The 16,071-nt window shown below is 57.4% G+C and carries 14 protein-coding genes; 5 read left to right on the forward strand and 9 right to left on the reverse strand.

All coding sequences use genetic code 11. The annotated features are described in order from the left end of the window. Position 1: 1 nt before the first annotated feature. Both ACX5K5_RS14640 and ACX5K5_RS14645 read left to right on the forward strand, forming a co-directional pair. Positions 2-772, forward strand: coding sequence for an SDR family NAD(P)-dependent oxidoreductase (locus ACX5K5_RS14640; RefSeq protein ID WP_459174618.1), 771 nt, complete (start codon positions 2-4; stop codon positions 770-772). A 10-nt stretch (positions 773-782) separates the two neighbouring features. Then, positions 783-1,553 (forward strand): FadR/GntR family transcriptional regulator, encoded by a 771-nt coding sequence (locus tag ACX5K5_RS14645; RefSeq protein ID WP_459174619.1) that lies wholly within the window; start codon positions 783-785, stop codon positions 1,551-1,553. On the opposite strand, the gene ACX5K5_RS14650 is transcribed toward ACX5K5_RS14645, so the two are convergent. The 6 genes from ACX5K5_RS14650 to ACX5K5_RS14675 form a co-directional block, all read right to left on the reverse strand. Then, positions 1,550-2,965, reverse strand: a complete 1,416-nt coding sequence (locus ACX5K5_RS14650) for an amidase (RefSeq protein WP_459174620.1) — start codon at positions 2,963-2,965, stop codon at positions 1,550-1,552. The genes ACX5K5_RS14645 and ACX5K5_RS14650 overlap by 4 nt on opposite strands. A 28-nt stretch (positions 2,966-2,993) precedes the next feature. Continuing rightward, positions 2,994-4,754, reverse strand: a complete 1,761-nt coding sequence (locus ACX5K5_RS14655; protein WP_459174621.1) for a dipeptide ABC transporter ATP-binding protein — start codon at positions 4,752-4,754, stop codon at positions 2,994-2,996. A 2-nt stretch (positions 4,755-4,756) separates the two neighbouring features. Next, a complete protein-coding gene (locus ACX5K5_RS14660; RefSeq protein WP_459174622.1) occupies positions 4,757-5,608 on the reverse strand; it encodes an ABC transporter permease in 852 nt (283 codons plus the stop codon). Beyond that, entirely contained in the window at positions 5,608-6,555 is a 948-nt protein-coding gene (locus tag ACX5K5_RS14665; protein WP_096253875.1) for an ABC transporter permease, read from the reverse strand. The genes ACX5K5_RS14660 and ACX5K5_RS14665 overlap by 1 nt, the downstream gene beginning before the upstream one ends. 31 nt (positions 6,556-6,586) lie before the next feature. Next, complete coding sequence (locus tag ACX5K5_RS14670; protein ID WP_459174623.1) at positions 6,587-8,107, reverse strand: ABC transporter substrate-binding protein; 1,521 nt, start codon at positions 8,105-8,107, stop codon at positions 6,587-6,589. A gap of 313 nt (positions 8,108-8,420) precedes the next feature. Beyond that, positions 8,421-9,029: a GNAT family N-acetyltransferase gene (locus tag ACX5K5_RS14675; RefSeq protein WP_459174624.1), complete on the reverse strand. Its 609-nt coding sequence runs from the start codon at positions 9,027-9,029 to the stop codon at positions 8,421-8,423. Between the two features lie 149 nt (positions 9,030-9,178). Between ACX5K5_RS14675 and ACX5K5_RS14680 the strand changes: the two genes are divergently transcribed. From ACX5K5_RS14680 to ACX5K5_RS14690, 3 genes are read left to right on the forward strand one after another with little or no spacing between them, the layout of a single operon-like run. Further along, positions 9,179-10,426 (forward strand): sensor histidine kinase, encoded by a 1,248-nt coding sequence (locus tag ACX5K5_RS14680; protein WP_343251914.1) that lies wholly within the window; start codon positions 9,179-9,181, stop codon positions 10,424-10,426. Then, positions 10,414-11,103 (forward strand): response regulator transcription factor, encoded by a 690-nt coding sequence (locus tag ACX5K5_RS14685; RefSeq protein ID WP_459174625.1) that lies wholly within the window; start codon positions 10,414-10,416, stop codon positions 11,101-11,103. The genes ACX5K5_RS14680 and ACX5K5_RS14685 overlap by 13 nt, the downstream gene beginning before the upstream one ends. Further along, on the forward strand, positions 11,100-11,951 hold the full coding sequence (locus ACX5K5_RS14690; protein WP_459174626.1) for a DUF4097 family beta strand repeat-containing protein: 852 nt from the start codon (positions 11,100-11,102) through the stop codon (positions 11,949-11,951). The genes ACX5K5_RS14685 and ACX5K5_RS14690 overlap by 4 nt, the downstream gene beginning before the upstream one ends. A gap of 80 nt (positions 11,952-12,031) precedes the next feature. Here ACX5K5_RS14690 and ACX5K5_RS14695 read toward each other — a convergent pair whose 3' ends face one another. From ACX5K5_RS14695 to ACX5K5_RS14705, 3 genes are all read right to left on the reverse strand, one after another. Next, positions 12,032-12,850, reverse strand: coding sequence for a PspA/IM30 family protein (locus ACX5K5_RS14695; protein WP_096255489.1), 819 nt, complete (start codon positions 12,848-12,850; stop codon positions 12,032-12,034). A 469-nt stretch (positions 12,851-13,319) separates the two neighbouring features. Further along, the gene (locus ACX5K5_RS14700; RefSeq protein WP_141392908.1) at positions 13,320-14,054 is read right to left on the reverse strand and encodes an AAA family ATPase; all 735 of its coding nucleotides are present in this window, start codon (positions 14,052-14,054) and stop codon (positions 13,320-13,322) included. A gap of 88 nt (positions 14,055-14,142) precedes the next feature. Continuing rightward, entirely contained in the window at positions 14,143-16,047 is a 1,905-nt protein-coding gene (locus ACX5K5_RS14705; protein WP_096255486.1) for an FAD-dependent monooxygenase, read from the reverse strand. Between the last annotated feature and the right edge of the window lie 24 nt (positions 16,048-16,071).

Genomic DNA, 16,071 nt, shown 5'->3' on the forward strand with positions numbered 1-16,071 from the left:
GATGGATTACACCCAGCTTTTTGAATTTTCCGGCCGGCGCGTGTTGGTGATCGGCGCGGGCAGCGGGATCGGGCGCGAGGCGGCACTTGCCTTGGGAGCACATGGCGCCCAGGTGATCTGCGCGGACCGCAATGTGTTCGCGGCCCAAGAGACCGCCCAGCTGCTGGGAACAGCACCGACCGTGCTCGAATTAGACGTGCTTGATTATGAGTCGGTGCAAGCCACCGCCGCAGAGTTTAAGGACATCACCGCGTTGGTGTTTACCGCGGCGATGAATGTGCGTAAGCGGATCGTGGATTACACGATGGACGAATTTGATCAGGTGGTGAACCTGAACCTGCGTGCTTCCTTCGCACTCATTCAGGCTTTTGCCCCGCGACTGGCAGAAAATGGTGGTGGGTCAATCATCGGGATCGCCTCCATTCGCGCGTCCGTGGTGGAACCTGGGCAGAGCGTTTATGCGGCGACCAAGGCGGCGTTGGTGCAGCTGGCGCGGACCGCCGCGGCCGAGTTTGGGCCCCAAGGTGTGCGGGTGAATGTGGTTGCCCCGGGTGTGGTGGAAACCCCGTTGACCGCTCAAATCAGTGCAGACAAAGAGTGGTACAACGCGTATGCGTCCAAGAGCGCGTTGGGTCGCTGGGCGAAACCCGAGGAGATGGCCGGTGCCATCGTGTACCTGGCCTCGCAGGCCTCCAGCTTTGTGACCGGTTCGGTGCTGACCGTTGATGGTGGGTGGACCGCCATCGACGGCCGCTACAACCCACCAGAATAGGCGCTCACAAATGTCGCAGCCAGCACGAAACCCGGCCAAACCACGGGCCTTTGAAGCGATCGTGAGCCACGTTGAAACTCGGGTGCTTTCCGGTGAGCTGAGGATTGGTGATCGGTTGCCCGGCGAGCGCGAACTGGTGACCCAATTCCAGGTGGGCCGCTCGAGCGTACGTGAGGCCATGCGGGTGCTTGAATCCAACGGTCTCATTGCCTCGCGCCCGGGAGATCCCCGCGGTGCCCTAGTGCTCAGTCCGAGTCCGGCCCCGCTGGGCAAAATGATCACCCGATTAACTCACAGCTCGGCTTCCAGCCTGGTGGATCTGTTAATTTACCGGATGACCTTGGAATCCTCGGCGAACTCTTTGGCGGCCATTCGACGCAGCGATGCAGACCTAGAACAGCTCGAACAGGCGATAGCACTCATGCGTGTGGCACGGGCTCAAGGCCAGGCAGCGTTCAGCGAGGCTGACCTTGATTTTCATGCGGTGGTGGCGAAGGCCAGTGGGCACACGCTGCTGCAGATCACTGCCGCGGCGGTCCGGCAATCTATCGAGCAGCTCATCGCGAAAAGCATCGAAGAAAGCAGTGACGATGAGGCGCTGATGGCACGCACTATCGAGCACCATCAGAAGGTGTTCGCCGCGATTCAAACTCAGGACGCGCATCTTGCCGAGCATCTGGCGCGCAGCAGCCTCTTTGAGTACTACGGTCATCTGGTGCCGGCCGAACAGCGCGAAGCACTGGCGGCACTCGCCTCCTTTGGCAGCCCGGAGAGCGTTTAGTCCAGTGTGTCCCATAACGGGTTGGCGCTGGCCGGACGGTGAGTTTCATACCAGCGTGCCGCATGCAGAACCGCCGCATCGGCGCCCACCGGGCCGGAAAGCTGCACACCGATCGGTTTACCCTCACTGGTGAACCCGCAGTTCACCGTGGCCGCCGGCTGACCGGACATGTTGTAGGGCACGGTGAAAGCAATGTGGCTCATGGTTGCCAGTGGGTCTACCACCGGCATCGGCTGTTCAGCGGGGAAAGCCGCCATGGGGGAGACCGGGGAGATCACCAGATCAAAACCGGAAGTCGCCGCGATAGTCGCCTGCTGCATTTGGTCAATGGCGCCAAAGTTCCTGATGGTATCTGCCCCATCAAAGCTAGAACCCACGGTGCACCAGGCAACAATGTAGTCCAACACCTTTGTCTGGTTTTCTGTCGACAGTTCGCGGTAGTCCGCCCACGAACGGGTGCGCCAAAACCTGTCTAAGCGGTCGAGCATATCTTGAGTGATAAACGGGTCCAGGGTTTGTACGGTTGCCCCTGCCTGGGCAAAGAGTGAAGCGACCTCCTGCACCGCGGCCAATACTTCCGGCTGAACCGCAGATCCGGCATTAGCCTCGGTATGTAGCGCCACGTTGAGCCCTGCGACACCCGAGAGGCTGCCAGCCCAGTCTTGTGCCGGGTAAGGCCTCGCGGTGTAGTCGCGCACGTCTGGTTGGCCAAGGATCGACATGAATAACGCGATGTCATCCACGCAGCGCCCCAAGGGTCCGGCGGCCCGACCTAGATACGGGACATCCAACGGGATCAACCCAGCACTGGGTTTAAGCGTGGCAAGGCCCTGCCAGCCACCGGGCAGTCGGATAGAACCGCCAATATCTGTTCCTACATGAAGCGGACCGTAGCCCGCAGCAGCGGCGGATCCTGCCCCGGCACTTGATCCCCCGGTGGTCCACGCCGGATTCCAGGCACTGCGTGAAATCCCGTGCAGACTCGAAACGCCGGAGGACAGCATGCCCCAGTCGGGCATCGTGGTGGAACCCAAGATGATGGCGCCGGCTTCTAAAATCCGGTCGGTGATTGGCGCATTGCGCGTAGGCACCTTGGGGTTAGACAGGGCGGTGCCCGAAGGCATCGGGATTCCTGCACGGGCCACGTTTTCCTTCACCGTGGCCGGAACCCCATCGAGCACCCCACGTGCGGTCCCGTTGGCCCAGCGTTTCTCACTGTGCCGTGCTTGGTCGAGAATATCTTCCGGGTCAAAGCGGTACATCGCGTTCAGCACCGGTTCACGCTCTTGGATGCGTTGGATCACCGCACCGGCAACCTCAACCGGGGACAGTTCTTTGGCCGCGTACGCGGTGCCCAGCTCTCGGGCGCTCAGTTGGTGCAGGGCGGTGCTGTGGTCGGAGAGCTGAGACATGGGGACCTTTCACGGTAAGCGAGAAGTGCTAGCGCAGGGATAATTCGTTGCGTAGCGACATCGAGGAGTTAACCAGGGTGCGGGTGTAGTCATGTTGCGGATTCTCGTAAATTTGCTCGGTACTCCCGCTTTCCACGATTTGTCCGTTGGTCATCACCACCACGTTGTCGCACAGATGGCGCACCACCCCCAGGTCGTGGGAGACAAATACTAGGGTCAGCTGATAGTCATCCACCAGATCCGAGAGCAGATTGAGCACCTGGGCACGCACCGAAACATCTAAGGCACTCACCGGTTCATCGGCCACCAACACCCGTGGTTCACAAATCAACGCGCGGGCAATCGAGATGCGTTGGCGTTGACCGCCGGAGAACTGGTGCGGAAAACGTTCGGCCGCGTCCTGTGGCAACCCGACGGCTCCCAACATCTGGGCCACTAGTTTGCGTTGCCGTGCACTATCCATCTTTTGTCCCGGCGCGAGCAGCGGTTCGGCGATGATGTCACGGACCCGCATGCGCGGGTCTAGAGATCCCATGGGGTCTTGGAAGACGATTTGCAACTGTTGACGCAGTTGCACCAGGTCGCGTTCTTTCGCCCCGTTAATCTGATTTCCGGCAACTTTCACGCTGCCCGACGTTGGCTGGTCTAGACCTGCCAAGATGCGCAGCAGCGTCGACTTGCCTGATCCTGATTCACCCACCACACCAAAGCGTTGTCCGGCTGCCACATCAAAAGATACGCCACGAAGCGCGTGGACCTCGGAGGGTTTTCCAAAGAGTGTGGAGCGGGCTACCGGGTAGCTGCGGTGCAAATCTTTGACGCTGATCACCGGTTCAGCCTCGCTGGAGTTTGTGGGCGCAGCTTCGGTTTCGGTGCGCTCTTCGAGCACTACTACGGGTTCTTCGGGAACTACCGGCAGATCTTCGCTGACGTTCGGCGGAACGTAGGCGGCAGCCGACGCCACGGTGAATAGCCGGCCCTGCTCATCGGTGGCGTTCAGATCTGAGGCGGCGAGAAGTCCCCGAGTATAAGGATGCTGCGGGTTGGTGAAGACCTGTTCGGTACTGCCCTCCTCCACCACCTGCCCGTTATTCATCACCAGGACCCGGTCACAGACGTTGGCAACCACCGAAAGATCATGGGTGATAAAGAGCAGCCCGGTTCCCCTTTCGGTCACCGACTCTAAGATCAGGTCAAGGACTTGGCGTTGCACGGTGACATCCAGCGCGGTGGTCGGCTCGTCGCAGAGCAACAGCCCTGGGTTGTTCGCCAACGCCATGGCCAGCATGGCGCGTTGGCGTTGCCCACCGGAGAGCTGATGCGGGTAGGCGCGTGCGGCGCGTTGCGGGTCCGGAAGTTTCACCGATTCAAGCATTTGAACGGCACGCTCGCGCGCTGCGGAACGGGAGGCAACTGTTTTGTGGCTGGTCATGATTTCAGCAACCTGCGGGCCCACCTTCATCAGCGGGTTCAGCGCCGTCAGCGGTTCTTGGAAGACCATGGTCATCTCTTTGCCACGGATCTTTTGCCACTGCCTGTCGCTGGCATCAACGAGGTTGCCTTCATGTCCTGCGAAACTGATGGAGCCTTGGGCACTGACACCCTCAGGCAATAATCCCATGAGCGCCGAAGCAGTCATCGACTTACCCGACCCGGATTCGCCGATTAGTCCCACCCGGTCTCCGGGTTGCATACTCAGGTTAAAGTTGCTGACCAAGGTTCGGGTAGTGGTGCTGACGGTGAGATTTTTGACCTCAATAAGACCAGCGGCCTTCTGCTGTATGTCCACGCTCAGCGTTCTCCGTTCAGTTTCGGGTCAAAGCGGTCACGCAGACCGTCGCCCAGCAGCGTGAAGCCTAGTACCGCGACCGCGATGGCAGAGCCCGGCCATACAGCAAGCATCGGGTAGGTGCCAAGGAATTGTTGGGATTCCTGAAGCATGCGTCCCCAGGACGGAACCGGTGGAGGGGTGCCTAGCCCGAGGAATGACAGTGCCGCTTCGGCCAGTACCGCAATGGCAAACGAAACCGAACATTGGACCACCACCATGCCGATAATATTTGGCATTACGTGACGCCGGGCGATACGCCAGGAACTCTGGCTGGAGGCTCTGGCCGCCATAATGTACTCGGTGCTCATCACCTGCAAGGCTCCGCTGCGTGCCACGCGAGCAAAACCGGGGATGGAACCAATACCGATGGCGAGCATCGCGGTCAGCGTACTGGCCCCAAAAACGGCGCCAAACATGATGGCCACCAGCAGGGCGGGAAAAGCTAGCAGAATATCGGCACCGCGCATAGTGACTTCTTCGGTGATGCCCCGACGCATTCCTGCCAAGATTCCTAGCGGAGTGCCGATCAGCAGGGCAATACCCACCGCCACCAACCCCACCATCAAGGTGATGCGAGCGCCGTATAGAATTCCGGAGAAGACGTCGCGCCCGTAGCGGTCGGTACCCATCAAGTGAGCTGCGCTTGAACCTTGCAGCCGGTCGGCGGGAAATGCTTGCACCGGGTTATACGGAGTCCAGATAAAGGAGACCAAAGCGGCAATGACCACTATCGCCACCAGGATCGCACCAACGATGAGGGTGGGTGAGAATTTACGGCGAGTTTTTGTCGCTAGAACGTGTTCCTCGGCCATTACGCACCCTTTCGAATTCGTGGATCCAGTACGGTGTAGAGCACGTCCACCACCAGGTTGATGATCAAGGTGATCGCGACCAAAACCATCACCACGGACTGCACGGTCAGCAGATCACGGTTGCCTACCGCGTCCAACAACATGGATCCCAGCCCGGGAATCACGAAGACCCGTTCAATGACCACTGCACCAATGATTAGCGCAGCTAATTGCACGCTGGTCACCGTCAGCACCGGGATCGAGGCATTACGTAAACCGTGTTTAATCAAGGACTCCATTTTGCCAAGTCCCTTAGACCTGGCGGTACGCAGGTAATCTTCGCTCATCACTTCCATCACCGCCGAGCGAACATAGCGGGTCAAAATGGCCCCTTGCACCGACGCCAGAGCTAGTACCGGCAGCACCACGCGGGAAGCAAAATCTGAGAAGTCTTTCCCCGGCGGCGTCCACCCGTTGGCTGGCAGCCAGCCTAACCCCACGGCAAAAACCACCACCAGCAAGATCCCGGCCAAGAAGTTTGGGATGGCTACCCCTAACTGGCTGATCCCGCTGACGATAATTCCGCTGGGATTACGGTGCTTCACCGCCGCGTAGGTGCCAAAGGGAATGGCAATCGCCAGGGCAACAATCATGGCCAGGATGACAAGGATCAGGCTGACCTGAACCCTGTCGATAATCAGTGGGCTGATGTCCTGCCTGGTGACATAGGAGGTTCCAAAATCGCCGAAAGGTAAACCCAGCGCCCAGTCGAAGTACTGCACAATTAGTGGACGGTCCGTACCGAATTCGGCTCGTGTTTTTGCCAGTAGCTCCGGGGTGGCGTTCACACCCAACGCAATTTGTGCCGGGTCTCCCGGAATAGCGCGCATGAATAAGAACACCGCCACCGTAGCAATCACGTAGGTGACAACAAATCTCACGAGGTTGATCAGTAAACGGATACCCAAAAGAGTCTCTTCCGGTCGGTCTGCTAGTGGACTACTTCCAACCGAGGTTTGTCAGATCCAATGCTTCGGTGACTGAGTTCGTCGGGATGCCGGTGACATTCGCGTCGGCAACCACAATGTTGGGGAAGATGAACAGCGTATCGGCGGCTGCGTCATCCACGATGGTACGCACGACTTCCTTCATCCCCGAGACGTAACCGGCCTCATCTGCTGCGTCGGCTTGGGCGGCGATGTCCTTGATCTTTGAATTGTCATAACCCAGGTAGTAGTCCGGGTTGTTGAACATGGCCAAGACGTCGCGGCTTTCCACGGCGAGCACCACCGACATTTGGTAGTCCTTCTTAGTGAAGACCTCATCGAGCCAGACAGCTGGGAATTCGGCGGATTCGATTTTTGCGTTGATGCCCACGTCTGCGAGCTGTGAAACCACGATTTCCGACACTGCGGTGGCATATGGACGGGTGGGAACGGTGAAGGTGATGTTCAGGTTTTCCACTCCGGCATCCTTGAGCAATGCTTTCGCCTTGACAGGATCATGCGGGTACACGTCGTTGAGGTCTTCGTAGTATGGGTCCGTGGTCGGTACCGGTCCGCCAACCTTTGTACCGTAGCCATTCCATGCGGTGTCGATCACCGCTTGGCGATCAATCGCGTACATCACTGCCTGGCGTACGCGTTTGTCATCAAACGGCGCTTTTTTGTTGTTCATTGACAAGATGATTTCACCGTTGGAGGTTCCATCAAGCACCTGGTATTTAGGATCCGATTCAAAGCTGGAGAGTAACTCCGGTGACTGCATATTGTATACGACATCCACATCCCCGGACTGCAGGGCGTTGGTGGTGGCCACCGCGTCCGCAAAGTAGCGCAGTGTTGCGGTTTCGACCGCTGGCTTTTCACCCCAGTAGTCATCACGGGTGACAAAATCTATGGATTGACCGCGGTTCCACGCGTCGATGGCGTAGGGACCGGTGCCGATGGCCTTATTAGCGAGGTCTTCCACACCGCTGGGATCAAATATCGCGCCAACCAAAGTTCCCATGTCAAAGAGCCAAGCGTTACTCGGCTTCTTCAGCGTGATGGCTACTTCGGTATCACTGTTGACCTTGACGGAATCGACGATGTCCATCTTCTTTTTCAGGCTGGAAACCCAGGCGTCGGATTTCACGCGTTCAATACTGAACTTCACATCATCCGCGGTGAAGGCTTCACCGTTGGAAAAGGTTGCTCCCTCGCGGAGTTTAAAGGTGTAGGTCTTGTTGCCGTTGCTTAGTTCCCACGATTCGGCCAGCAGTGGCTGGATTTCGCCATCTTGGTCAATCTCTACGAGGCCCTCATAAACGTTGGACATCAGCGCTTGGGGAATAGCTGCGCCCGCTGTGGTGGTGAAATCAAGGTTGACCGGTTCTCCGGTCAGCGCGAGATTCACTCCGGTTTTGGCTTCAGTTCCGTCAGCGCTTCCACCTCCGGAACCAGCCGAACAGGCGGTGAGGGCTAGCGAGCCAGCCATAACTACCGCGGCCAGGCGGACGTAGTTCTTTTTCGCGCTCATGAGATCTCCATCGGGTCATCAGGTATGCCAGTGATATGACCCACACAACACTATTTATGTTGATATTTCTACTAGGTTCTCCGGTCTTACCAGTGATCGTAATATTAGTGCCCAAGGACAGGACCGCGCGAACTGTGCGGTCGTGTGGGCAGCTCGCCACCACAAAATTCTACGGATCGCTGGCGACGCAGTAGCCGGAACCTTAGGAAAAGGCCATCGCATTAGACCCGGCATTCTTTGAAGCAATCGACGCTGAGAGCAGCCGAGGCTTTCGGGTTCTGCGAGAACGTCCCTGCAGCGGAGACGTGCCGTCCTAGAAAGTCTTGCGCATTACTAGTCGCGGCATTCTGCTGGCCACCGCATCAGTGACACCAACGACCTCGAAGCCCACCGACTCAAACATCTTGCGGGTGCCGACAAAAGCCATGGTCAGATCCATGCGCCCCTCAGGATCCACGGGGTAGGCTTCGACGGCCGGTGCGCCTAGTTCCTTCGCATAGTTCACCGCCCCTTCAAGCATAAAAGTGGTGACTCCTTGGCGGCGATAACCGCTTCGCACCACCACACAGATAATGCTCCACACCGGTACGTCATCCACCGCACGAATGAGCTTTGAACGTTCCAGCAAGGGAATCTGCTTCCGGGGACTAATGCTGCACCAACCGACCGGCACACCGTCTTTATAGGCCACAACACCAGGTGCGATGGGTTCGGCACTCAAAGAACGCATCGCGTCGACGCGGTTTCCTGCACCTAAGTTCTCGATATCCTTGACGCCTAAACGGTGAGATAAACACCAGCAATGCTTTTCGCGTCCCGTGGGATTGAGTACCGTCGAGAAGTCTTCGAATCGTTCCGGCGTCATCGGCAAAACTTCCCACCTCACGTCCTCCCCAGCGGGCCTCTGAATGATAGATTCCATGGCACTATCCTGCGCTTCCTTCACCTTATGCGATAGTCCCAGCAAAATCTTCGGGTTTTCCCTACCTTTCTTCTACGGATCCCTCGGTGTTTTCAGCAGACCGGTCAGAATACTGTTGAGTTATGACTTCGACACCAAAGGTTTTACCGGTGAGCAACGCTCCCCGTCCCCCACTGAGGCTAGGCTCCACCTTGCTGCATATGGCATTGCTAGGCAGCTTCGGCTTGGTTCTCATTTCGCTGTTGCTCGGGTGGCTAGGCTTAGGCATCGGCCTGACACTGGTGCTGGGCTTGGGCCTGATCTTCTTAGCCGGATTGTTGTACGCCATCTTCGGAATTTCCCGCTTGGAGGTCCTGCGCATCAGCGGACTTTACGACATCGAGGTAGCTCCGCTTATTTGGCGGGCTCGTCGCCGAGACGGGTTTGGCGAATACGTCCGTTCGCTGGGACGCAACGTCGCCAACGGACGCATGTGGGCCGCGATGGGAAGCTTCGTTTTCTCCTGCCTCGCCGGCGGTTTTATGCTCAGCGCCTTGCAGTGGACGGTTCATTCCCTCATTGTCGCTTTCGCTCCACTGACCGGAGTGGACACCGTTACCGGACCGTTCTCTATCGTTACCAAAGCTTCCCAAGCTCCCTGGCTTTTGCTCCTTGCCGTCGCTGGCGCCGCAGTTGTTGTCGGACTGGCTTTCCTGCACCGGATTGTCACCATGGGAATTATTGGTTCGTTGTCCAGAGAAACGGAACTCACCGAGCGAGTGCGCACCACCGCGGCACAGCGTGAAGGCGCCGTACGAGCGGCCGAAGTTGAACGCACCCGGATCGAACGTGACCTGCATGATGGGGTCCAACCACGCCTGGTATCGGTGGCGATGACCTTGGGGTTGGCGCACCAGCAGATCGATAACAATCCACAGCAAGCCAAGGAATTGGTGGCCGAAGCACATGCCTCGACCAAGTCCGCCATTACCGAGTTGCGTCAGCTCACCCGAGGAATCTATGCCTCGGTACTTGATGACCGCGGACTGGATGCTGCGCTCTCAGCGGTGGCCGGCCGCAGTCATATCCCGGTGGAACTCGATGTCCAGCTGAACGGTCGTTACCCTCGGGTGACCGAAGCAGCCATGTACTTCTCCATTGCCGAGGCGTTGACCAACGCCGCCAAGCATTCCCGGGCCCAGCGTTGCCTAGTGACAGTGCGATTGCGTGAAACCAACGGACAGCACAGCTTGTGGGCTCGCATCGAGGATAACGGCGTGGGCGGCGCACGCATCACTCCTGGTGGCGGGCTTGATGGGATCACCAATCGCGTCGTAGCGGCCGGTGGGACAATTAGTTTAGACAGCCCACAGGGTGGTCCAACTGCTCTGGAGGTGAACGTGCCATGCGCGTACTAATTTGTGAAGATTCGGTACTACTACGCGAGGGTCTGGTGCGTCTGCTGGTGCATTCTGGCCACGAAGTGGTCATAGACCTCCCGGAGGCCAGCGGTCTGCTGGACTTCCTCAACTCGGCATCCGAAGAGCAATTCCCGCAGATCTGCATCTTAGATGTCCGGCTCCCACCGACCTACACGGACGAGGGAATCCGCGCGGCATTGCAACTACGCAAGAAATATCCGGATCTGCCGGTACTGGTGCTCTCCCAATATGTGGAAGAACGTTACGCTTCGGAACTGATTTCAACCCAATCCGGAGCCATTGGTTATCTGCTCAAGGACCGCGTCGCCGATGTCAGCGAGTTCATTGCCTCGCTGGAACAGATCGCAGCCGGCGGAACGATCCTCGATCAGGAAGTGGTGGCACAGCTGTTGACCCGTCGCAATCACGATGACCGTATGCAACGCCTCACCGACCGGGAGCGCACCGTCTTGGGCGCCTTGGCCGAAGGAAAATCTAATCAAGCGATCGCCGCGCTGCTGTTCCTCTCGGAAGCCAGCGTTGAAAAATACATCACTTCAATCTTCCAGAAACTCGGCTTAGAAGCCGATGGGACGGGTAACCGGCGTGTGCTGGCAGCCCTAGCCCATATTGAAACTCTGGGCACCACTCGCACAGACAGGACAGGATCATGACCACCACTGACACCAGCACGCTGCCACCGATGCCTCCAACTAACAGGGGCAAGGGCAAGCCCGTGAACACCGTCCTGATGATCTTGGGAGCATTGGTAGTGCTCACCTTGCTGATCACTACCGCACGAACTGCCATCACCTCGTTGAATCGTGAACAGAGCACCCAGTCCCTTGATACCGCAGGCGTGACCAGCTTAGAGATCTCGGCGAACTCCGGAAGCCTTGACCTGGTTTATGCAGATGCCACCGAAGCTACCTTGGAAGTTGATAGCGCGAACGGTTCGGATTGGACGCTCTCGCGTCAGGGCGACAAACTCGTAGTTGACTCCCCTAATTCCTGGGGCGACTGGTGCATCTTCGGTTGCGGATTTGATAACAATGAAGCGACATTAATCCTCCCGAAATCTTTGAATGACGGAAAACTCGACGCCAAATTCAATTTAGCAGCCGGAGACTTCACGGCGGTGGGTGCTTACAAGAATCTGGTCGCCGAGGTCGGTGCCGGTGAACTGGACTTGTCAGGTACTGCGCAGTCGGCGGACATCCGTCTCGGAGCGGGCAAAGCCGAAGTATCACTCGCAGACGTGCAACACGCAGTCTTCGATATCTCTGCAGGTCATATGGCCGGCAACCTGACCGGTACCGTGCCACAGAGTATCAACGCAGAAGTCAGCGCAGGTTCGATGGATCTAGAACTGCCAGATGGATCCTACGATGTGCGGCAGACCGTGGACGCGGGCAATCTTACGAATCTGTTGGTGACAGATCCGCGATCGCCCAACAAGATCTCGATTGCCCTCTCGGCTGGCAATGCCAAACTGAGTTCAGGCTCTGTGATAAGTAAGTAATCAGCAGGACAAGTCATAAAAACCGGCCTCGGCGAGAAGCAGAAATTGCTTCTCGCCGAGGCCGGTTCTTATTTTGCTACTTAAGCTTGGTTCTTCTTCATCGCAGCCAGTCGGGCTTCGATTTCAGAAACCGCCGGAGCTTCGGCTTCAATTGCCGACGCAGTTGGGGCTTCATCCAGAACGTTCTGCTCGCCCTTCATCGCTGCCAATCGGGCTTCAACCTCAGTTTCTTCACCCAGATCTTCCAGAGCGGCAAACTGCGAGTCTAGCGAGGAAGCGGCAAGCTCGGAAGCGCCACGGACCTTAGCCTCATCCTGACGGATCTTGTCTTCGAAACGACTGATCTCGCTGGTTGGATCATTCATATCCAAGGCCTTCAGCGTTTCCATCATCTGGCCTTGAGTCTTGGCATTACGCGCACGGGCGACAAGCTCATCACGCTTGCCTACCAATTCAATGCGCTTCTTACCCATGGTGTTCAGACCATCTTTAAGCTTCGCGACAACTTCGCGTTGCGAGGCAATGCTCGGAGCCAGGTTCTTAACCTTTGTCTCCGCTGCCATCTGACGCTGGATTGCCACGGTCGCTAGCTGGTTGAACTTCTGTGCGTTGGTGACATCCCCGGCAGCCGAGAATTCTTCGGCTTTGTTCGAAGCGGCAAGGGCTTTAGAGCCCCAAGACTTCGCTTCGTCCATAGCTTTAGCTTGGTCGTCTTCTGCCATACGCAGGTTACCGATGGTCTGCGCTACCGCCGACTCAGCCTGGGCAATGTTGTTGGTGTAATCGCGAACCTGCTGGTCCAGCATCTTCTGTGGATCTTCGAGCGCATCCAGTGCCGCATTGGCGTTGGCTTTGCCGATCCCGAAAATACGGGCCCAAATTGAGCGTTTCTTGGCCATGGTGCGTCCCTTCGTTAACCGCAGCTTTAACTCTATGCGACGCAGCACCGAGCGCTAAACTCAACTTCACCTCATGGCGCGGAAAGTTGGGGCTGCGCAGTCACCGGTAATTACTCAAGGCACGCATAACAACGTGCTCGGGATTAGCAGCATTCTCCTGCTGCTCATTGGTGATCCGAAACCATTTAGTCATGAAACAAGACTAAACGACGTCAGCTGACATCATGGAGGCTATGAGCACTGCGTGGATAAAATATCTAGTCAGACTAGCGCCAGTGATTTTGCTCCTGGCTTTAGGATTCTTGACCAACCTTGGATTATGGCCTCGATTTGCTATCGCTGTAGGCCTGGCAGTGTTGCTTAGTCTTATTTTCCGTCGGGGCGCGACAGAGCAGAACGAAGCCCACGAAAGGCCAAGTGATTCGAAGTAGGATCCTCTATTATTTCAGCGCAAAGCAGACAGAAAGGTTCAATCATTAAAGTGGCGCAGGTACCTGCCCGGAGCATCCAAGAACAATCGCCAGTTTCGCACCATATCTAACTCGTCATAGGTGGATCGGCGCAGCCCCCACTCCCCGACTTCATAAATGTCAGCTTCCGGCAACGACGCAAGGATGGGCGAGTGTGTGGAGAGTACTACTTGGGACCCTGTGGCCAGCAAGTCTGAGATATGCGAGAGCAGCGTGAGGCTTCCTTCGAAAGACAGCGCCGATTCGGCCTCGTCAAAGACCCAGAGCCCGTTAACCGCCGAACGCGAGGTGAAGAATTCAATGAATGATTCACCGTGGCTTTGCCGGTTATGTAGTCCACGTTTCTTCTGGTCTTCGCGGTCTAGGTCTTCGAGGTACGCGAAGTGTCCATGCATCGTTTCGGCTCTGAGGAACACTCCGGCACCTGAGGCTCCAGCGCCACGCACTAGTTGCAGGTGCTCCCCCAGCGCGGAATCATTGGCATATCTTTGGTGGCGGGAATTTTGTGTGCCACCTTCCACATTGAGCCCGAAGGCTTCGGCAATTGCCTCGACCAGCGTTGATTTTCCTGCACCATTTTGACCGACCAAGATTGTCAGCTGCGAGAGGTCTAGTCCGTCATCGAGGATCTGGCGTACCGCCGGGATCGTAGCGGGCCACAAGTTTCGATCCGCCGGTGATTCAAGATCCTCTTGTACCCTGCGCACCGGAAGCATTTGGAAGGGCTGGTTCATAGCTTCGAGGCTACCAAGGGCTAGGTACAACAAAGCCTCCGAGGCCAGCTGCGAAACTACGCTTGGCCTCGGCGGCTTCGATTCGGTCTTACTTACCGGCTTCCAGCGCAGTCATATTCCCGGCAAAAAAGTCTGCGATTTCTTGATGTGCGGACAACGGGAAGATCCCTGCAACGTACTGATCCGGACGGACCACCACGATAGCGCCGTCCTTGCTGATCTCACGTTCACGGAAGATGTCGCGACCATGCCCGGCAGCAAAGACCTGGTTGATGTCATGCAGGCCGAAAGGCACCTTCACCGGCTGGAAAACCTTGGGAACATCGTGCAGCTCAACCTCGGTGTAGTCCTGCTGGTAGATGGCCTTCAGATCAAAGACCGCATCCTCATCCACTCCGCCGGGCGTATAAAGATTGCGCGGTGAGGCAGCATCTTGGCTCCACCAAGCAGCGAACTGTGCCATCGCAGTGCCTTCCAATGCTGGTGCCGCTTCATCGGCGAAAGCGTAGACGCGCCAGCGGCCATCTGCTTCATGGAAATGACCTAGGTGGCGCCAACGGTTATCTGCACGGCGAATCACCTCAGCAGATTTGAAGCGCTTACCCACCGGGAAGCCCGGGGCCAAGTCCTGGTGTTCCAGCCCTGTAGTGATCGCCGATTCGGTGTACTGAGTCATGAATCCGGCAGGGAATTCCATGGTGCTCACGTAGTAGCGTTCCAACTCGTCTGGGTCTTCCCATTCCTCGACAGACTTGGCCATCAGCGAGGACCATTCCTTATCAAAGTTGATCAGGTTCTGCGCGATCACCTTGCGCTCCTCGGCGTAGGTGTTCAGCAGTGCTTCCGGGGCGCGTCCTTCAAGCACGGCAGCAAGTTTCCAGCCGAGGTTAAAACCGTCCTGGATGGACACGTTCATGCCCTGACCGGCCTTCGCGGAGTGGGTATGGCAGGCATCGCCCATGATGAATGCGTGCGGTGTCCGGGTGCCACGCTCTTCATCGGACACGTCGTCGAAGCCGTCGGTGATGCGGTGGGCAACCTCGTAAACGGAGAACCAGGCTACGGACTTCACGTCAAAGCTGTAAGGGTGCACAATCCGGTTCGCGGTGGCAATGATGTCTTCTACCGGAGTATTGCGAATCGCTCCGGCGTCCTCAGCGGTCAGCTCGCCAAGGTCCACGTACACGCGCACCAGGTAACCACCCTCGCGTGGAATCAACAGGATGTTGCCTGCATCGTGGGATTGGATTGAGCACTTCACCTGAATATCAGGGAAGTCGGTGTTCAGCATGATGTCCATGACGCCCCACGCGTGCAGGGAGGCATCGCCGTGTAGCTTGTGACCCAATGAGCGTCGTACCGCGCTGCGGGCGCCATCACCACCGACAAGATACTTTGCTTTGACCTTGCGTTCTTGCCCGGAAAGTTCACCGGCCACATATTTGATGCGCGCGGTGACCGGGAATTCGGCTGTCGGATCGATTTCACAGTCCAAGTACTCCACACCGTAGTCCGGGGTGATCTTGCCCGGTGCACGTTCGGCGTCGCGTAAGAAGTAGTCCAGGATTCGGGCCTGGTTTACGTAGATGTGCGGGAATTCGCTCATGCCGGTGGAGTCATCAGCAGCCCGTGAGTGGCGGATGATGTTTGCGGGGTTCTGCGGATCTGGGGTCCAGAAGCACATCTCGACGTTGCGGTAGGACTCTTCGATAACTTCGTTGGCGAAGCCGAAGGCCTGGAACGTTTCTACCGAGCGGGCTTGGATTCCGTCGGCCTGGCCTACCTGCAACCGGCCCGGGCGCATCTCAATGGCGCGGGCATTAACACTGGGAAAGCGGGAGAGTTGGGCTGCGACTACCGCGGCAGCTGGGCCGGTTCCAACGATCAGCACATCCATCTCATCAGGGATTTCTTCCGAGCGGTCGATGCCGTACCCGGCAGCTGGTTTCACGCGTGGATCGCCGGAAACATAACCTTTGTGATGGATCTGCATTTTTACTCCTTAGGAATGCCACAG

Source organism: Glutamicibacter bergerei (genome assembly GCF_054495185.1).

Excerpts from the sequence above, each read along its gene's own strand:
- ACX5K5_RS14700 (WP_141392908.1), bottom strand. The coding sequence starts at position 14,054 with ATGAACCAGCCCTTCCAAATGCTTCCGGTGCGCAGGGTACAAGAGGAT.
- ACX5K5_RS14695 (WP_096255489.1), bottom strand. The coding sequence starts at position 12,850 with ATGGCCAAGAAACGCTCAATTTGGGCCCGTATTTTCGGGATCGGCAAA.
- ACX5K5_RS14650 (WP_459174620.1), bottom strand. The coding sequence starts at position 2,965 with ATGTCTCAGCTCTCCGACCACAGCACCGCCCTGCACCAACTGAGCGCC.
- ACX5K5_RS14690 (WP_459174626.1), top strand. The coding sequence starts at position 11,100 with ATGACCACCACTGACACCAGCACGCTGCCACCGATGCCTCCAACTAAC.
- ACX5K5_RS14660 (WP_459174622.1), bottom strand. The coding sequence starts at position 5,608 with ATGGCCGAGGAACACGTTCTAGCGACAAAAACTCGCCGTAAATTCTCA.
- ACX5K5_RS14640 (WP_459174618.1), top strand. The coding sequence starts at position 2 with ATGGATTACACCCAGCTTTTTGAATTTTCCGGCCGGCGCGTGTTGGTG.
- ACX5K5_RS14685 (WP_459174625.1), top strand. The coding sequence starts at position 10,414 with ATGCGCGTACTAATTTGTGAAGATTCGGTACTACTACGCGAGGGTCTG.
- ACX5K5_RS14705 (WP_096255486.1), bottom strand. The coding sequence starts at position 16,047 with ATGCAGATCCATCACAAAGGTTATGTTTCCGGCGATCCACGCGTGAAA.
- ACX5K5_RS14675 (WP_459174624.1), bottom strand. The coding sequence starts at position 9,029 with ATGGAATCTATCATTCAGAGGCCCGCTGGGGAGGACGTGAGGTGGGAA.
- ACX5K5_RS14670 (WP_459174623.1), bottom strand. The coding sequence starts at position 8,107 with ATGAGCGCGAAAAAGAACTACGTCCGCCTGGCCGCGGTAGTTATGGCT.
- ACX5K5_RS14645 (WP_459174619.1), top strand. The coding sequence starts at position 783 with ATGTCGCAGCCAGCACGAAACCCGGCCAAACCACGGGCCTTTGAAGCG.